Annotated in this window: 13 protein-coding genes; 4 read left to right on the top strand and 9 right to left on the bottom strand. The window is 69.8% G+C overall.

All coding sequences use genetic code 11. From position 1 onward, the window contains the following. Positions 1 to 208: 208 nt before the first annotated feature. The 5 genes from OHA84_RS38055 to OHA84_RS38035 form a co-directional block, all read right to left on the bottom strand. Positions 209 to 1477 carry a site-specific integrase gene (locus tag OHA84_RS38055; protein WP_266976130.1) on the bottom strand — a complete coding sequence of 423 codons (1269 nt, stop codon included), beginning with the start codon at positions 1475 to 1477 and terminating at the stop codon, positions 209 to 211. Next, a complete protein-coding gene (locus OHA84_RS38050) occupies positions 1471 to 1995 on the bottom strand; it encodes a hypothetical protein (RefSeq protein WP_266976132.1) in 525 nt (174 codons plus the stop codon). Before OHA84_RS38050 ends, OHA84_RS38055 begins: the two co-directional genes overlap by 7 nt. A gap of 313 nt (positions 1996 to 2308) precedes the next feature. Next, positions 2309 to 2836 carry a hypothetical protein gene (locus OHA84_RS38045; protein WP_266976134.1) on the bottom strand — a complete coding sequence of 176 codons (528 nt, stop codon included), beginning with the start codon at positions 2834 to 2836 and terminating at the stop codon, positions 2309 to 2311. Between the two features lie 512 nt (positions 2837 to 3348). Beyond that, positions 3349 to 3777, bottom strand: a complete 429-nt coding sequence (locus OHA84_RS38040) for a hypothetical protein (protein WP_266976136.1) — start codon at positions 3775 to 3777, stop codon at positions 3349 to 3351. Between the two features lie 132 nt (positions 3778 to 3909). Beyond that, positions 3910 to 4311: a WYL domain-containing protein gene (locus OHA84_RS38035; protein ID WP_266976138.1), complete on the bottom strand. Its 402-nt coding sequence runs from the start codon at positions 4309 to 4311 to the stop codon at positions 3910 to 3912. Between the two features lie 299 nt (positions 4312 to 4610). Here OHA84_RS38035 and OHA84_RS38030 point away from each other — a divergent pair, with 299 nt between their 5' ends. Continuing rightward, positions 4611 to 4811 carry a hypothetical protein gene (locus tag OHA84_RS38030; RefSeq protein WP_266976140.1) on the top strand — a complete coding sequence of 67 codons (201 nt, stop codon included), beginning with the start codon at positions 4611 to 4613 and terminating at the stop codon, positions 4809 to 4811. 1354 nt (positions 4812 to 6165) lie between these two features. Here the strand turns inward: OHA84_RS38030 and OHA84_RS38025 are convergent. Continuing rightward, positions 6166 to 7335: a hypothetical protein gene (locus OHA84_RS38025; protein WP_329449075.1), complete on the bottom strand. Its 1170-nt coding sequence runs from the start codon at positions 7333 to 7335 to the stop codon at positions 6166 to 6168. Positions 7336 to 7581: 246 nt separating this feature from the next. On the opposite strand from OHA84_RS38025, the gene OHA84_RS38020 reads away from it, so the two are divergent. Together OHA84_RS38020 and OHA84_RS38015 are read left to right on the top strand one after the other, a co-directional pair. Then, the gene (locus tag OHA84_RS38020) at positions 7582 to 8601 is read left to right on the top strand and encodes a hypothetical protein (RefSeq protein ID WP_266976144.1); all 1020 of its coding nucleotides are present in this window, start codon (positions 7582 to 7584) and stop codon (positions 8599 to 8601) included. 640 nt (positions 8602 to 9241) lie between these two features. Further along, the gene (locus OHA84_RS38015) at positions 9242 to 9598 is read left to right on the top strand and encodes a hypothetical protein (protein ID WP_266976146.1); all 357 of its coding nucleotides are present in this window, start codon (positions 9242 to 9244) and stop codon (positions 9596 to 9598) included. 276 nt (positions 9599 to 9874) lie between these two features. On the opposite strand, the gene OHA84_RS38010 is transcribed toward OHA84_RS38015, so the two are convergent. Continuing rightward, positions 9875 to 10696, bottom strand: coding sequence for a hypothetical protein (locus OHA84_RS38010; protein WP_266976148.1), 822 nt, complete (start codon positions 10694 to 10696; stop codon positions 9875 to 9877). A gap of 72 nt (positions 10697 to 10768) precedes the next feature. Between OHA84_RS38010 and OHA84_RS38005 the strand changes: the two genes are divergently transcribed. Next, complete coding sequence (locus OHA84_RS38005) at positions 10769 to 11230, top strand: ribosomal protein L7/L12 (RefSeq protein ID WP_266976412.1); 462 nt, start codon at positions 10769 to 10771, stop codon at positions 11228 to 11230. Positions 11231 to 11410: 180 nt separating this feature from the next. Here OHA84_RS38005 and OHA84_RS38000 read toward each other — a convergent pair whose 3' ends face one another. Together OHA84_RS38000 and OHA84_RS37995 are read right to left on the bottom strand one after the other, a co-directional pair. Continuing rightward, the gene (locus tag OHA84_RS38000; protein ID WP_266976150.1) at positions 11411 to 14539 is read right to left on the bottom strand and encodes a DEAD/DEAH box helicase; all 3129 of its coding nucleotides are present in this window, start codon (positions 14537 to 14539) and stop codon (positions 11411 to 11413) included. Beyond that, positions 14536 to 15060: a hypothetical protein gene (locus tag OHA84_RS37995; RefSeq protein ID WP_266976152.1), complete on the bottom strand. Its 525-nt coding sequence runs from the start codon at positions 15058 to 15060 to the stop codon at positions 14536 to 14538. The genes OHA84_RS38000 and OHA84_RS37995 overlap by 4 nt, the downstream gene beginning before the upstream one ends. Positions 15061 to 15142: the final 82 nt, after the last annotated feature.

The following is a 15142-nucleotide window of genomic DNA, read 5'->3' as shown; positions in this document are numbered from 1 at the left end:
TATACATTGCACACATCACTGCCGCAAGGCCCTCCTGCCCGCGCCTGCCGGTTTCGCCCGGCTTAACGGCGCCGGCTTCGCAGCACACCCTCCGCGCCGCGTCAGCTGCGGGAGTTCGCGTAGCGCCCGTAGGACCACCATCCACAGACGGCCCGTTTCCGCTCCTTCCTGAATCCGGGGGCGGCGCGCCGCAGGTCACGGATCGCCGTCAGAACAGGGCGTACTGCGCTCCGCTGCCAGCCTCACCGCCTCCGCTCCGGCAGCTGGCCGGCGGCGCGGTTACGTCCTGCCGGCCGATGACGCCTGCCCTTGGGTCGTAACCGGGCGCGAAGGACCGCTGGACCCGCGGCCGGTTGTAGTGGGCCTGCAAGGCGTCGAAGAGGTCCTCCACCCGTGCGTTCAGGTAGCGGCCCGTGGTCGCCAGGTCGGTGTGCCGCAGGATCGCGCGGACCTGGGCGAGCGTGAGGTTCGGATCGTTCGCCATCCGCGTCGCGGCCGTGTGCCGCAGGTCGTGCAGCGTCCAGTTCGTGCCGAGCTTGTCGTTCACCCGCTGGATCACCCGCCGCATCGCCCAGTAGGTCAGCGGCCGGTCCAGGCCCCGCCGGGTGCGAAGGACCGGCTGATCGGCCGGCGGCAGCCCGATGTGGTCGAGGTAGGCGGCCAAGACCGTCAGGGCCTGCGGACTGGCCGGGACGGCCTCGCGGTCCTCCGTGCCCTTGGTGACCACCCAGATCAGCTGCTTGGGCCAGTCGATGTCCCCCGGCGTCACCCCGAGGAGTTCGCTCGCCCGCGAGCCGCTGGAGACGTAGAGCAGAACGGCAGCCCGGTCCCGGTCGCAGGTCAGACCGGCGAAGAACTCGCCCCACATCGCGTCCGGAATCGAGCGCGGATCGGACCTGCGGACCTTCTGACGGAGCCGTGCCCGGCGGAACGGCTGGACCTCGCCGTCCGGAGCCCGGTGGGCCAAGGCCCGGCGCATGGCCAGCGATTCGGGCACCGGGTTGACCAGCGGGCCGCGGCTGTAGTGCCGGTGGTAGGCGTAGAAGCTGCTGACCACGGTCAGGCAGTGGTTGATCGTCGAGGGCGCGTAGCCCGCACGGAGGTAGGGCTTGCCAGTCCGCGGGTTGACCGACCCGGGCCGCGGCGCGTCCGAGTTACTCCGGCGGCGCTGGGGGTTCGCGGCTGTGCGGAGCCATCCGACCAGCGCGGACGCGTCCGCCTCAGTCGCCCGGTCCCACGGAACGTCCAGGAACCACAGCAGCCGGTACCAGCGCAGCAGGTCGTAGGCGTAGCTCTTAGCGGTCGGCGGACGGTTGTCGTCCAGGATCAGGCCGCGGAGGTACGGGACGACGGGCGCAACGACGCTCTCATCAGGGCCGACGACGGCGTACCAGGGGATGGTGTCCAGCTGGATCACTGAGCCGATGCGGGGCACGTCGGCCCGGCCCTCGATCAGTTGGTGGCGCAGGTCTAACAACAGAGCTTCCTTCGAGGCGGGGATCGACTCGCTCCATGTACGGAGGCACTGGTGCAGTTAACACACCAGAGCCGATGTCCCGAGGCGAGCATCGGGACGGTGCCGGCGGTGCGCAGTTCGTCGGACAGGCGCCAGGGGCCAGCCGCGTGGATGCGGCGGGGTGCGCGGGAGTCGTCGAGGACCAGGACCCCGTCGGCGTCGCGCGGCCCGCCGCGACAGACCTGGACGAGGCGGATTCGCCAGGCGCGCAGGAGCGGCAGGACCAGGCGGTCGGCGTACGACAGGGAGTCCCGGAATTCGTCGCCCGTGACCGCGTGCACGATCACGAGGTCCGACAGGTCCGGCTCCAGGCCGTGGGCCGCCGGGTTGTTGAGGAACATCAGGATCTCGGCCGTCGAATCCGCTCCCAGGCCCCACGTGAGGACCGTCTTGCGCTTGCGGGCAGAGAGGGCGGGCGGGAGGGTGCCGGATGCGCGTGGCGGGGCGGGTGTTCCCGCCCGGTGTGCGGAAGGAAGCAACGCGGTCTCCTTGGAATGGTGTTGTGCGGTGGAGCGGCTGCCACTGCCGAGGGAGCCCGGGGGCGCCCCACCCGGTACGCCTCATCAGCCTCGCGGGGCGCGTGGATGCTCGTCGGCGGGCGGCCGCGCTCCAGGCAGATGCGGCGCCGGCTCGGATGACCCGGGCACGCAGGGCGTTGCTCCCGGGCGGTGACAGAGCAGGGGTACTGCGGCGGGCGGGGTGTCCCGCGCCGCTCGCGCGCGGGCGCGGGACAGCCGTGGTTGCGAAGGCGCCGTGCGGGGCCGGCGTGCGCCTGCCCCGCACGGCATCCGATCAGCCTTTGAGCCATCCCATGCTGTGCGGGATGTGCCGCTCGACAGGCCGGGTGGCGCTCATTCGGTCCAGGGCGTAAGTGGTGCCGCCGACGAAGCAGGGTTCGTCGTCCCACATCACGGCGGCGCTGTCTCGGTTGCGGATCACGATCGTGCCGCGTTGGCCGGAGCGGGAGCCTGCTGTGGCCCAGAATTCGGTACCGCCGTCGAAGGCCTCGTACGGCGCCCGGCCCATGTCTCGGACTTCAGCCCACAGGTCGTCGAACGCGGAGCGCTGGTGTTCGCCGGCCAGGATGTGGTCGCGAATCTGCTCGGCGACGGAACGCTCGGCGATGCCGTCGACGGCGAGGCGCATGTTGCGACTGGCGCACCAGCCACCGAACTCGACCGAGTAGCGGGGAAACTTCACCTCCCACGCGTCCGCAACCGGCTCTGCGCAGGTGAAACGTACGTATCCGAGTTTGGCGGCCGGATCCAGGGGGTTCTCCCACCAGAACTCGCTGGGCTTCATGCGGAACACGCGGGACATAGGACTCCCTTGGGGTGTGGTTTCGGTGTGCGGCTGCCACTGCCGCGCCGGGGCTCTATCCGCCCTCACAAGACAACTATACGCACCATTCATCACCTTGACAATGATCGCGTTTCTGACGCCCCGTCAGATCCGTCGGCTTGGGCCCCGCGTCCACCCGACGCCGGAAACCCCACCGGCCCACGCTCTCTCGACGGCGCCCGGGGCGGAGCAGGAGAACCCGGGCGCTGCGTTCGGCCCGGCTCCAGCAACGGCCGCCAGTCCCGGCGGGGGCAGGGCAAGCCGCCAGCGGACGATCGGCGTACGCCGCGCGACGTGGGTCCGGGCCCACCGACCCGTAAGGGCGCATCGCGCCGGCTCTGCCACCTGGCGAGCGCACACCTCCGCCCAACCGTCGCCCCATCGGGTCCGGGCGCGGCCGGGGTGATGTGGTGAGGCCGACCCCCGGGCGGTCGGCCCTACCGAGCGTCGCCCGGTAAGCCGATACCGGGCGACGCCTTGAGGGCGTTCGACTAGATGAGCGACAGCTGCTCGGCCGCTTCGGAGGTCGCGTAGTGGTCGGGCTCGATCTCCACGAGGGAGTCCGGGATCTCGCCCGTGAAGCGGAACTTGGGTGTCGGGCGGAGGTCCGCCGCCCATGCGGATGCGTGCGACACGAATGTTCCGCGCTCGGCTCGCCGAACGATGGCGCGCGCACGAACCGCCGCCTGCTCCTCAATCCACCGCTTCCCGAGCTTCTCTGAGGCAGTCTCAGCATCGACCGCCGCAGCCCGGTAGACGGCGAGGTTCGCCCTGCGCAACTCCGCGATCTTCGCCTTGACGGCCTTCGCGTGAGCGGATTCGAGCTGCGTCACAGTACGAACGCGGCCCGCCGCATCCGTACGAACCGCGTGGTCAACGCCGGCGACACGCACCGTCGTCTCACGGAATTGATGCGCCATGACTTCTCCCTGGAAAGTGCTGATCAGTTCGAGTGCCCGGCAGGTTCGGTCCCGCGCGGTCGCGAATAGGTCCCCCGGGCAGAGGACCCGGGGCGCCGGGCCCACCCCCTGAGGGGGGGCGGGCCCGGCCACCTAAGCGGCGAGCTTCAGCTTGGGTGCCGAGTAGTAGTCGCGCTCCAGTTCCAGATCGATCAGCCGGTCAGCGCTGGAGACGAAGTGCGCGACGGGGAACGCCTCCCCCACCTTCTCTTCCGGGACGGCAAGCACGAACCGGATGCGGTGAACGGTGTACGCCTTGATCTGCTCCAGGGTGAAGGTGCGCATCTCGCCCCGGGTGCGGCACATCGCGCGGACGATGATGCCGCCCTTACTGGTGGTGAGGATGTTGTGGATCTCGATGGTGCGCACCGACTCGTCACCCTTGCTGTCGACGTAGGTAATGGTCGTGGCGCGCTGGCTGTCCATGGCACGGATCAGGTCGGTCAGGGTGCGGGTGGAGGTCTGACCGGCGGTGATCTTCATGGAGTTCGACACGGGTTTCTCCCTGGAGCGTGTGTGTTCGGTGGGGTGCGGGCCGGGTGCCACTCCCGACCAACAAGACAACTATACCTCACACTCATCACTTCGCGGAAGTCGGAACGGCCTTTTTCTCGCCTCGATTTCGCATTCACCCGTCCGGCCGTCCGCGCCGCGACATGCGGCGGCGACGCACCACTCCCGCTTGACTGAGTGATTAGTGATGGGTATAGTTGTTTCAGTTGGTCGGCGGTGGCAGCCGGTCAGCGACCGCGAACGCACGCACCACGACAAATCCACAGCGAGGAGCCCCCGAGATGGCCCGTACCTACCACGACCGCCCCGCGCACCTTCAGTCCAAGGAGCGGCCCTGGATCTCCCACCTGAAGGACGGGAGCAGGAAGTGGCACCAGCAGGCGGTACACAAGCAGGACCGCGCGGCGGTCAAGTTGGCGCTGCGACTCGGCGTCGAGCCGCCGCTCCCCCAGCGCCGGCGCGTCGACTGGGACATGCACTGAGTCAGCTCCACTCGAAGCGGCCTCGCCTTTCGGCGGGGCCGCTTCGGCATGTCCAGGAACGTCTTCGGGTGCGGGCACACGCGGTGCACCCTGGCCAGTCCGCGCGGCAGGGGCGCCGAGTTCGGAGCAGTGACCGGGCTGCGGACCGGGCTGTCGGGACCGGTCCGTGCTGGCCTGAGTCGAGCTGGGCTGGACCGCGGTGGTGAAGGCCGGCCCGGCCCTGAAAAGAAGCAGGCCTCTTCCTCCGGCTATCGCGGAGAAAGAGGTGTCGTCGTGGCGGTGGGGCTTGCCCACCGGGCCTGACCAGGCACGATGCTCAAGATCAAAAAAGTGGGGGTCCCACTCCCGGTCACACCTCCGGTGCAACCCCTAGTGCACCTCTACGTGCAACCCTCCAGCCCCCTTCCGGTGCAACTGTCCCGGAGCCCGTCCACATGGGCTTGCCCATCTGCGCAGCGCATCGGGCGGCCGGCGTCTGGCTACCCCTGCCTGTGGTGCCGGCGGTCGTGGCGGCCGGGTTCGCCGAACAGCACGTCGTAGCAGTCGGGGCAGGAGAGTCCGAGCGAGGCGATCATTCAGCCTCGGATCGCGATGGTCGTCCCGCAGTTCCCGCAGTGGTCGACGTCGGGGGTGGGACAGGTTGCCGGGAGCTGCGCGGAGGTCCTGACGCTGAGCAAGGCGGGGAGGTCCGTAGTCCAGCTGTGTCGCTGGAGCTCGGCGCGGGCGTCCTTCAGGAGGTAGAACCGGCCGGGGGCGTCCTCGTATTCGCCGGCCTAGCCCGTTGCTGAGGGGCAGCGCCCGTCCCACAATGGCATACGGGTCGCCGCCGGCCCGGAGCCGCGCACGCCTTTGTCGTACGGGGTCTGCACGTCCACGGCCGAGACGATGCCGAACTCTTCGACCACCCGCGCGCGGTCGCGCTGGCGGCCACCTTTGCCGCGGCTGCTGCCATCGCGGCCTTCCGTTCGTCGGCCTGGGCCTTCCGCTGCGCTGCTGGAGCCTTGCACTTGGCCTCGGCCTACCGCTCCCCCGGGTGCTGGCGGCGCGTTCTGCCGACTGCGGCCAGGACGGCCCTCGCAGCCATGGGCAAGCCTCCTGAGCTGGTGCTTTACAGCCTGGGCAAGCCTCTCCACCTCCTGGGCAAGCCTTGGGCGCCCGGCCTGGGCAAGCCTCTCCACCTCTTGGGCAAGCCGGTCAGTTCCAGGCGTCGTCGATAACACGGTCCCGGCGCCCGGCCAGAAGCTCCGGGGCAGGGGTCTGCTGTGACCGTGCACTGCAGATGGCCCGGGTGGACAACTTCGATGCTCAACCGCAGGGGGAGCGTCATGGGTGCAGGGTGCGGTGGCGGGCAAGGTCACAGCAACGCAGCGACGCCCTCCCGGTTCGCGGGCAGCCCGGCCGCGCGGAACCACAACGCGCTCCCGGCGAGGCAGCCCGCCGCCTCGTCGATGTCCACGAAGGCCCGCAACAGGCTGCGTTGGGCGGGGGTGAGCGGGTGGGTCGGGTCGTATCCACCCGCAAAGGCTCTGAGCAGGATCGGTCCGCGTTCGTGGTCGGTGACCGACGTGCCACCGGCGGTCACCATGGCGATCGCCACTGGCGCCACCTCCTCGAAGCTTTCGGCCAAGGTCAGCGCGGCGCGCAGCACGGTGAACCGGAACCACCCGTCCAGCCCGGGCAGTGGCTCGGGGAACCAGCCGTCCGTCGTTCGAGGGTCCCTCAGGGCGTCGAGGAGGGCGGCGAGGGCGCGTGGCCGATCGGTATGGGTGGGTCCGAGCGCGGCGCAGACCCGCACAGCTGGGTCGGAGTCGGCGAGCAGGTCGGAGGTGTCCATCCCCCACACGCTGAGCGCTCGCGCCACACTCGCTCGCTCCCGTCTCCCCTCCGTTAGGCCCAGCCGTGTCCGCAGCAGCGCGGCGGCCTGCGGCACCCGGTCGGTGAGTTCTGGTGCGAAGAGGAGTGGCGTTGCGGCGCCGAGCGCGGCCTCACGGACATGGGGATCGGGAGAGGAGAGGAACGGCTCGACGGCGTCATACAGGGTGGGGCGTATGGCCCGGCACGCGTGCAGTGCGGCGCGCTCGTCCGGGTCGTGCTCGCGTCGGGTCTCGTCGTGCCAGGGCTCCCATTGCCAGTCGGTTCGGTCGCGCACCGGATCCTCCCCATAGGCAGCAGATTCGGCAACCTGCCCCAGCCAGACGAGCAGGGCGGCCCGCAAGCTGCGTGGCGGTCCGTCGTCCCACGGGAAGTGCCCCTCGTGCTCGGCGAGACCCATGGGGTGGTCGAGGATCGCGGCGACGAACAGCGCCGCGGGCGCGGTGACGGTGTACAGCGAGCCTTGGTGCAGCACGCCCATGTCCAACGCGGCCAACGCCTCGGACCGAATCTCGGGATCTTCATCGACGAGGGAGCACAGAGAGACTGGTATGTCCTCGCCGGAGCCGTAGGCGTGCTGGAGAGACTCCCAGTCCGTTCTCAACAGCAGTTCTCGGGCTGCTGCCGGCAACCCGCTCAGGATCCGCGTCATGCGGGCACTCTCGCTATCCGTCATGCACGCACCCTGCCGGCACCCACCGACAACACCCCCTTCTCGGACGAGGGACGAACACGCGGGCGCCACCGTCCCGGCCATACGGCGCTCAGCACGACAACCCCAATGCTCATTGGACGGAACCAGTGCTCAGGCACATCCGCAGGCCCCCTCATCTCGCGGTCCGCTCCGGCGTGCCTGTTCGAATAAGTTTTCGATACGGTGGGTGTAGGAGGTGTCGCCGTGGACGACGAGCAGAGGGGCCCGGTGGGTGCCGGCTCCGCGATCCTGCATCTGCGCTGCCCCGTGGACGTGGACCCGGTGATCTACGGGCTGCTCCACGGCCTGGTGACGGACGTGACTCCGGTGGTGCAGACGGTCCCACCCTCGGTCCTGGTGGCGGACGTGTCAGGAAGCATCCGGTTCTTCGACCGGGACCCGGCCGAGCTTGGACTGATGATCCGGGCCCGAGCGATGGCGCTGTACGGGCTGCCGGTGGCGATCGGCGTCGGCCCAACATGGTCGGTGGCCGCGATGGCCTCCCGGGACGCCGCGCGCAGCGGCTTGATCGCCGTCGGCCCCGCTCCGGAGCAGGTGGCCGCGTTCCTGCACCACCGGCCGGTCGGGGAGCTGTACGGCATCGGCCGCGCCCAGGAACAGCGCCTGGTCCAGTTTGGGGTGCACACGATCGGCCTGCTGGCGCAGCTCCCGGAGGCGACCGTGCAGCGGGTGCTCGGCGGGCGGGCCGGCCGGCAACTGCGCGAGGTGGCCCGCGGCATCGACCGCCGGGCAGTGGTGCCGACGGAGCTACCGCACAGCACGGCCGCGCATCATCGGTTCCCCCTCGACACCCTGTCCCCCGAGACGGTCCGCGCCGCGCTGCTCTCGCTGGCGGTCGAGCTCGGCGACCGGCTGCGGACCCGCAAGCAGGCGACCAGGACGATCACGATGACCATCACCCTGGCCAACCGATCCCAGGTCCACCGCAGCCGCCAGCTGCCCGGGGGACCGAGCGCGCACACCGAGGACCTCCGCGACACCGCCTACGAGATGTACCGGGCGCTGGGCTTCCAGCGGGCCCGGGTACGCGGCATCTCGCTGCGCTGCGAGCAGCTGGTCGACGCGGCCACCGTCGCCGAGCAGCTGTCCTTCGACCAGGGCCGCGATCGGCGGCTGCGGGCGGAGAAGGCCATCGACCTGCTCAACACCCGCTTCGGTCCCGGCACGGTGGGACCGGCGGCCAGCTACCGGCAGGCCGGCTGACGCACTCGTTGGCGGGTGCCAGGAGGTCCGTGCAGGACCCGCACCGAGCGGACGGTCAGCACTGAAGCCGTCGAGTCCCTTCCGCGTCGCGGCATCCACCGGCCGGAGCGGGTGCGTGCTGCCGTCTTCAGCAGGGCCCAGGCGCGGGGTCGTTCCCTGGCTGGCGGGGGTGACGAGGAGTACGCGGTCTGTACGGCGTCGGTTCGGTAAAGACTAGCTGCAAGGCACCTGCGGGCGAGTTCGCGTTCGTACCGCTCGTAGGGGCCTGCGAAGAAGTGGACGGCAACGGGGCCTTGCCCCTGCCACACCGCGAACGCAAGGAGACCGGCGGCAATGTCGGGTGCCGCAGCCCTGAGGCCAGCTGCCTGGATCATCCCTGGGCCCCCGCGGCCGCTGGCACCACCCACGACGTCCTGGTCCTGCCTCATGGAGGCCTACGCCGCATGGTGGGGGCTCGAACCCGTGGATGGCTCTGGGCGGCGGACATCGCGAGGGAACGACCTTCAGGCCCACCTGTTTGAGGGACTCATCCGTCAACTCTTCGTCGCGGAGGAGACCCGAAGGAATGGGTTCGCAGGACAGAACCGGTTCTGTGAGGCAAGACTGTCGCCGCCCGCGAACGGAACGGAGAGGACACGGCATGACCACCACTCAGTGGGACAACCTTCCCAGGCTGATCGAGGTCAACGGCGGCCATCTGGATTGGAACGTCAGTGAGCTACTTGGGCTCGCCGGTGCCCGCGCCGCTGGAGCCCGCATCGTCGAGGACATCGAGCAAAGGTTGGCCGAGCGCAAGATTGGCCATCTTCCGCCGCGCATCCCGCGAGACCGGACGTGCCGAGTCCTGCTCTATACACAGGATCGTCCGGGACTCGGCCTTGTCCTTCACAGTGCCCGGAAGCTCGCCGAAGGCCAAGCTCCCGAGGGGATGAGCGTCAATGACCAGGTCGGCGTGCTCGCCACTCTGCTGAGGATGTACCGACCTGCGGCTAAGTGACAGTGGTACCGCGAGCAGTCTCGCCGCCTGGCCGAGGAGCCGGGAATCTTCACCAGATCCGGGAACCCGCCTTCTCGGACACGACATCGCCGAATCTGTGAGCGTCTGCCCGTCGGGCATGACGACGGTGACGGGGGTGGGCGGCGGATCAGTGGATACGGATCTCACCGTGGCGGTGCGCCGGGCAGCGGCCGCGCGTCCCCGAGCCTTCGGGAGGGCCTGCCGGGCCACGACTCGCTTCCTTGCCGCTCGGTACACGGCGCGGAGGAAGGGGGTTCAGATCAGGCGGAGCAGGGCTGCCGTCGCAGCGATCATGGTCTCCGCCTCTTCACGGGTGTAGGTGAACTCCTTGGTGACGACGTCCTTGTGCAGGGCGCCACTGGCCTGCCTCTCCAGCGCCTTGCACGTCGCGGCCCAGCGCTCCTCCTTCGTGTACTGCTCGAACTGCTTCTTGGAGGAGGGCTGGGGCCATCCGCTGTTTTCCCTGATGTACTCCAGGGTCCGGCGGACGTCGAGGAGAGCGCCGTCGATGTCCGGGGCACCGCGAAGCCGGCTCTGGGCGCTAAGCAGGTACTGAACGGCTTCGCGGCGAGGTCCGTCGGTTGCGGGGAAGGGCACCGACATCTCTACGGCGAGCGAGGGACCGAGGCCTTCGAGCTGCCGTTTCCAGCTGCTCTCGGCAACGGTGAGGTAGAGCCGGATGTCAGTACTGCCGGGGTGGAGACCGGCGGCGGCCTGAGGGAGTACCGCGCGAACTGTGATCTCCAGGCGCAGGTCGCCGGAGCGGTTCTCTTCCAGTGCGCGGAGCTGGGCGTTCGTCAACGTATAGGTGAACTTGTGATCGGTGCGCTGGTCAGGACGGAAGGCGAGGGTGGCATTCGAGGCGGCCAGGGCGATGGGCATGCCGTTGCCATGTGGAGCCTGGAGGCTGGTCTCCAGAACCAGTACGCGGCCTGCCTCGGGTGCCTTCGGCACGTGGATGTCCAGGGTGAGCTGGAGCGTGTGGGTGCCAAGGGCCTTGACGAGCAGCAGGCTGTTGTCCCGGGGGCTGACGGCTACCGAGCCGATCGGCTCGTCGAAGTTCAGGTTGTCCATCATGGCGGCGCCTTCCTGGTGTATCTGGCGCCGATTCTCGGCCCTGAACACTCGACAGTGCGCCGGATTTCCGGAATGAGCGGATGCCCGGCCTCGGGACTGCTACGCCTGCGGCTTCGCCGCCCCTGGGATTCGCCCACGGCACTCAGCAGTTGCCGTGATGGTTCACTTGCCGCACAGCTCGTGGACGGCCGGGGAGGGTGTGTGGAAGAGCCAGGATTCCGTGTGCTGCTGACAGGAGCAGGAGACCGGAAAATGGAGGCAGTCCGTGCGATACGGACGATCACCGGCCTCAGCCTGTGGAACAGCAAGCTTCTGCTTGCCGACGCACCCGTAGAGATCGAGGCAGCCGGCTGGTTCGAAGCCGCTGTCGAGGCGGCTCGGACCCTTGAGGACGTAGGTGCCCGCACCACGCTGCTCTGCGATTGCTGCGGCCGCCCCATTAGACGGGGAGCCTTTCCCCTCACGTCGGCGCAGTGCACGGACCCGCGGCCCTTGGAGATCTGCTGGGTAAATGGCCTGCCCATAGCTACCTGAAATCGGCCGAGTTCGGTCTGAGAGACAAGCCCTAGTTCCCGGTCGGGGCCGAGCTCGCCACCGGACGGCGGCCATCCAGGGCCCGGCCACCACGAACCCCGCGTCCCATCTGTAGCCGACGCGTCCGCGCGCCGCAGCAGGCCTGCTCACGCACGCACCCGCCACGACGCGCGTAACCCCTCACCAGTGAATGCCCAGCTCGTCGAGGGCGGCGATCTGTTGGGGGGTGAGGCGGCCTTCGCGGTTGCGGGCGCGTTGGACGCTGAGCCAGGCGTCGAGGCGTTTGCCGTTGAAGGTTGTGCGGGCGGGCGGGCGGAGGTGGCCGTGTGCGGCCTGGTACTGGCGGGCGTCGTCGAGGCGGGTCTGCCAGGCCTGGTCGATGCGTACGTCGGCGACGCCGCGGCCGGGGGTCCAGTCGATGCCGAGTTCGTCCAGTGCGGCGGCACGCTCGGGCGGGAGGGTGCCGCGCTGGTGTGCGGTGCGCTGGCGGGTGAGCCACACGGTCAGGTCGAGGCCGTTGACGGTCGTGCCGGTCGAGGGTCGCAGGTGTCCGTGCTCCCCGTGGTAGCTGCGCGCGGCCTGGAGGGCTTGCTGCCAACGGGACCCCAGGGGATCCCAGTCCATCCCGAGTTCGTTCAGGGCGGCGATCTGCTTGTCGGTCAGCTGGCCGTTGCGCCGGGCGGCGCGTTGTTTGGTCAGCCAGTCGGCGAGACTTCGGGTGCCGGCGTCGTCGGAGGTCTCCTGTGGCCGCAGGTGTCCGTGCTGTTCGTGGAAGGCGCGAGCGGCATCGAGGTGCTGGGGGAATGGGTCGGCGGCGTAGATGTTGGCGCGGGCGCGCTTGATCCGCAGGCTCAGGGTGCTGGTCCTGACGTCCAGGGCTTCGGCGAGTGCCTTCTGCTCGACGCCCGCTTCGACCAGGGCGAGCAGTGCTTCGGCGAACGGCTTGCCGCGCTGGTGGGGGAAGGCGCGCAGGGCGGCAATCTCCTCGTCCGTGGGGGGCCGCTTGGGGGTGGTGGCGGACCAGATCATGCCGAGTTCGTCCAGGGCGGCGCGGCGTTCGGGGTCCAGGGTGCGGGCTCGGCCGGATGCGTCGCGGGTGCTGCCGGCAACCACGGAACGCTGGTAGGCGATGAAGTCGCCGAGGTTGTAGCCCTCGGCGTCGATGTGGTTGACGGGGACGGCGAGGTCTCCGTGCTGGTCGCGGTAGCGGCGGCAGGCGGCGAGCCCGTCGGCGAAGCGGGCTTCGCGGAGGTCCCAGACCATGCCGAGCTCGTCCAGCGCGCTCACGACGCCGGAGTCGACGTCGCCGTGCGGGTAGCGGTTACGGCGCGTCTTGAGGGCGCTGCCGAGCGGGTACCCGTCGTCGGTGACGTGGGTGTGGGGCACGCGCAGGTGTCCGTGGGCGGCGTGGAAGGCGCGGGCTTGGGCGATGAGTTCCTCGTTGGCCTGTGCCCGGGTGTTCCAGGTCATGTCGAGTCGCTCCAGGGCCGTGATCCGCTCGGGGGTCAGGCGCCCATTGGCGTAGTCGCGGCGCAGCATGTTGATCCGGGTGCCGAGCCGGTAGCCGTCGGGGGTCCTGTAGGCCTGGGGAACGTTGAGGTGGCCGTGGGTCTCCCGGTAGGTGCGGGCGTGGCCGAAGGCCGTCTGGAAGTGGTACCAGTCGGAGTCCCAGATCATGCCGAGCCGGTCCAGGGCGGCGATGCGGTCGGCCCCCATCCAGCCCTTGCGGCGGTGTTGGCGGGCGTTGTTGATCCACTGCCCCAGTCGGCGCCCATCGGCGGTGACGTGACCGGACGGGATGTCGAGGTGGCCGTGCTCCTCGTGGTAGGCGTGGGCGGCGCCGAAGCCTTCCCACCAAGGGGAGGTGCTTTGCCTCACCAGCAGCAGTTCGACCTGCTCGATGAGGGCCTGTCCGGTGCCCCCGGGCAGTTCGACTGTGATCTTCGACGGAAGGCTGGGGTTGCTGATCGTGCTCTTGCTTCGGCAGTTGTCCAGTGCGCTGCCCAGGGGTTCGTCGTGGGCGCGCAGGGCGCGGACGACCTGCCACAGGGTGGCGTAGTCGCCGGGGTCCAGGTCGCCGATCTCACCGTCCTGTTCGGGCACGATCAGGGGGACGATGATGGTGGACAGGCCGGGGGTGTCGGGGTGGGGGCGCAGGGTCCGGCCGACGCCTTGCACGATGTCCACCGCGGAAGACTTGGGGTGCGCGAAGAGAACTGTGTCGAGGGCCGGCACGTCCACGCCCTCGCCGAGCAGGCGGGAGTTGGCGACGACCGTCCACCCGTCGGCGGGAGGCAGTCGCAGGTCGTCGAGGACCTGTTCGCGGAGCCGGGGGCTCATCTCTCCGTGGATCACGCGAGAGAGGGGGGCCGGCAGCGAGGGGGCGAGGCGGCGGGAGAGGTCGGGCAGGGAGCGGGAGAACTCGGCCGCCTGGGCGACGCGAGCATGGAATGAGACCGCGCGCCGTACCCCGTACTTCTGGGCGGCGCGAACGAGTGCGGCCTGCGCGACGAGGGTCTGCATCGACGGCGCGCCGGGTCCTTCCACGTACTCGCGTCCCTTGTCGGCGAGCATGGCGCGGGCCTCGCTCTCGCGGATCCCGATGACGTAGAGCCGGTAGTCCTCCAGATAGCCCTCGGCGATGCCCCGGCTGAACGGATAGGTGTAGAGGACGGGCCCGAACAGCGCGACGTCGTCCATGGACAGGTGCCCGTGGCGGCCGGCGGCGGCCGCGTCCACGCGGGGGGTTGCGGTCATGTACAGGCGCCGGACGGCGGGAAGGTACGTGGGTTCGGTGACGCGTCGGATCACGAAGTCGGGCCGCCCCGTCAGGTGGTGCGCCTCGTCCAGGACGAGGAGATCGAGCTTCGCCTCGACCTGGTGCAGAGCGTCGTGCAGCCGGTTCGCGGAGATGTACGTACCCACGATGAGCCGGATCCCCCCACGGGCGGGGCGGGCGAGCCAGTCGGCGATGATCTGCGGGTCGGTGGTGACCTGGGCGGGGATGTCGGGCAGATGCGCGGGGGCGTCGGTGACGGTGTCGTCCGAGCACACGGCGAGGACGTCCAGCCCGGTCCCCGCAGGGTGCAGCGCGCGCCAGGTGGTGATGGTCTGGGCGACCAGTGCCAGCGAGGGAACCATGACCACGGCCAGTCCGCCGGCGGGCAGCAGCCGCATCGCGGACTGCTGCGCCATCAAACTCTTGCCCGACCCGCACGCGGCGTGTAACTGTCCCACCCCGCCGCCGGCGAGGCCTTCGAAGATCGCGGTGATGGCTTCGTTCTGGTACGGGCGCAACTCCACCGTCATTCCCCCTTCGTGGGCAGGGCGTCGTCGTCGCCCTGAAGGATCGCGTCGATGACGGCGAGGCCCTGCGCACGGGACCAGGACCGACAGGCGGCCGCGAGCGCGTCGATGTCGGCAACGACGTCCTCTTCGAGGTCCTCGACCTCGTAGGAGAGCAGCGTCCCGGGGTCTTCCAGCCACGTCACGTCGATGACGGTGCCGCGCACGATCCAGGCGAGGGCCTGCCAGTGCCCGGCCGGCAGCGGGGGCAGGTCGCGCAGTTCGGCGGCCAGGAGCCGGTCGAGAGTGTCGTGGGGGAGCCGGCGCCGGGGATCGCCGGCGGTGCGGGCGCGGGCCACGGCCTGGCTGATCGTCTTCTCGCTGACATTCAGCTCGACGGCCAGGGCTTTGGCGCCGCCACGGCCCCGGCGGGTGACCTCGGCGTCGATGACGCGGGCCTTGTCGTCGGCACCGGCGGAACGCTCGGCGTTGCCGTGCTCGATACGGGCCTCGGCCCGGCGAAGAAGTTCGAGGAAGTCGGACACAGAAGGGATTTCCTTAAAGGGAAGGGCCCGGCCGCCCGGGCGGGCGGCCGAGCCGGTGAGGACGGGGTCCAAGGGAGGGAGG

It is taken from the genome of Streptomyces sp. NBC_00513, from assembly GCF_041431415.1.
GTDB lineage: Bacteria > Actinomycetota > Actinomycetes > Streptomycetales > Streptomycetaceae > Streptomyces.
Note: the sequence above shows the minus strand (reverse complement) of the source record. Positions and strands in the feature narration are given on the sequence as shown.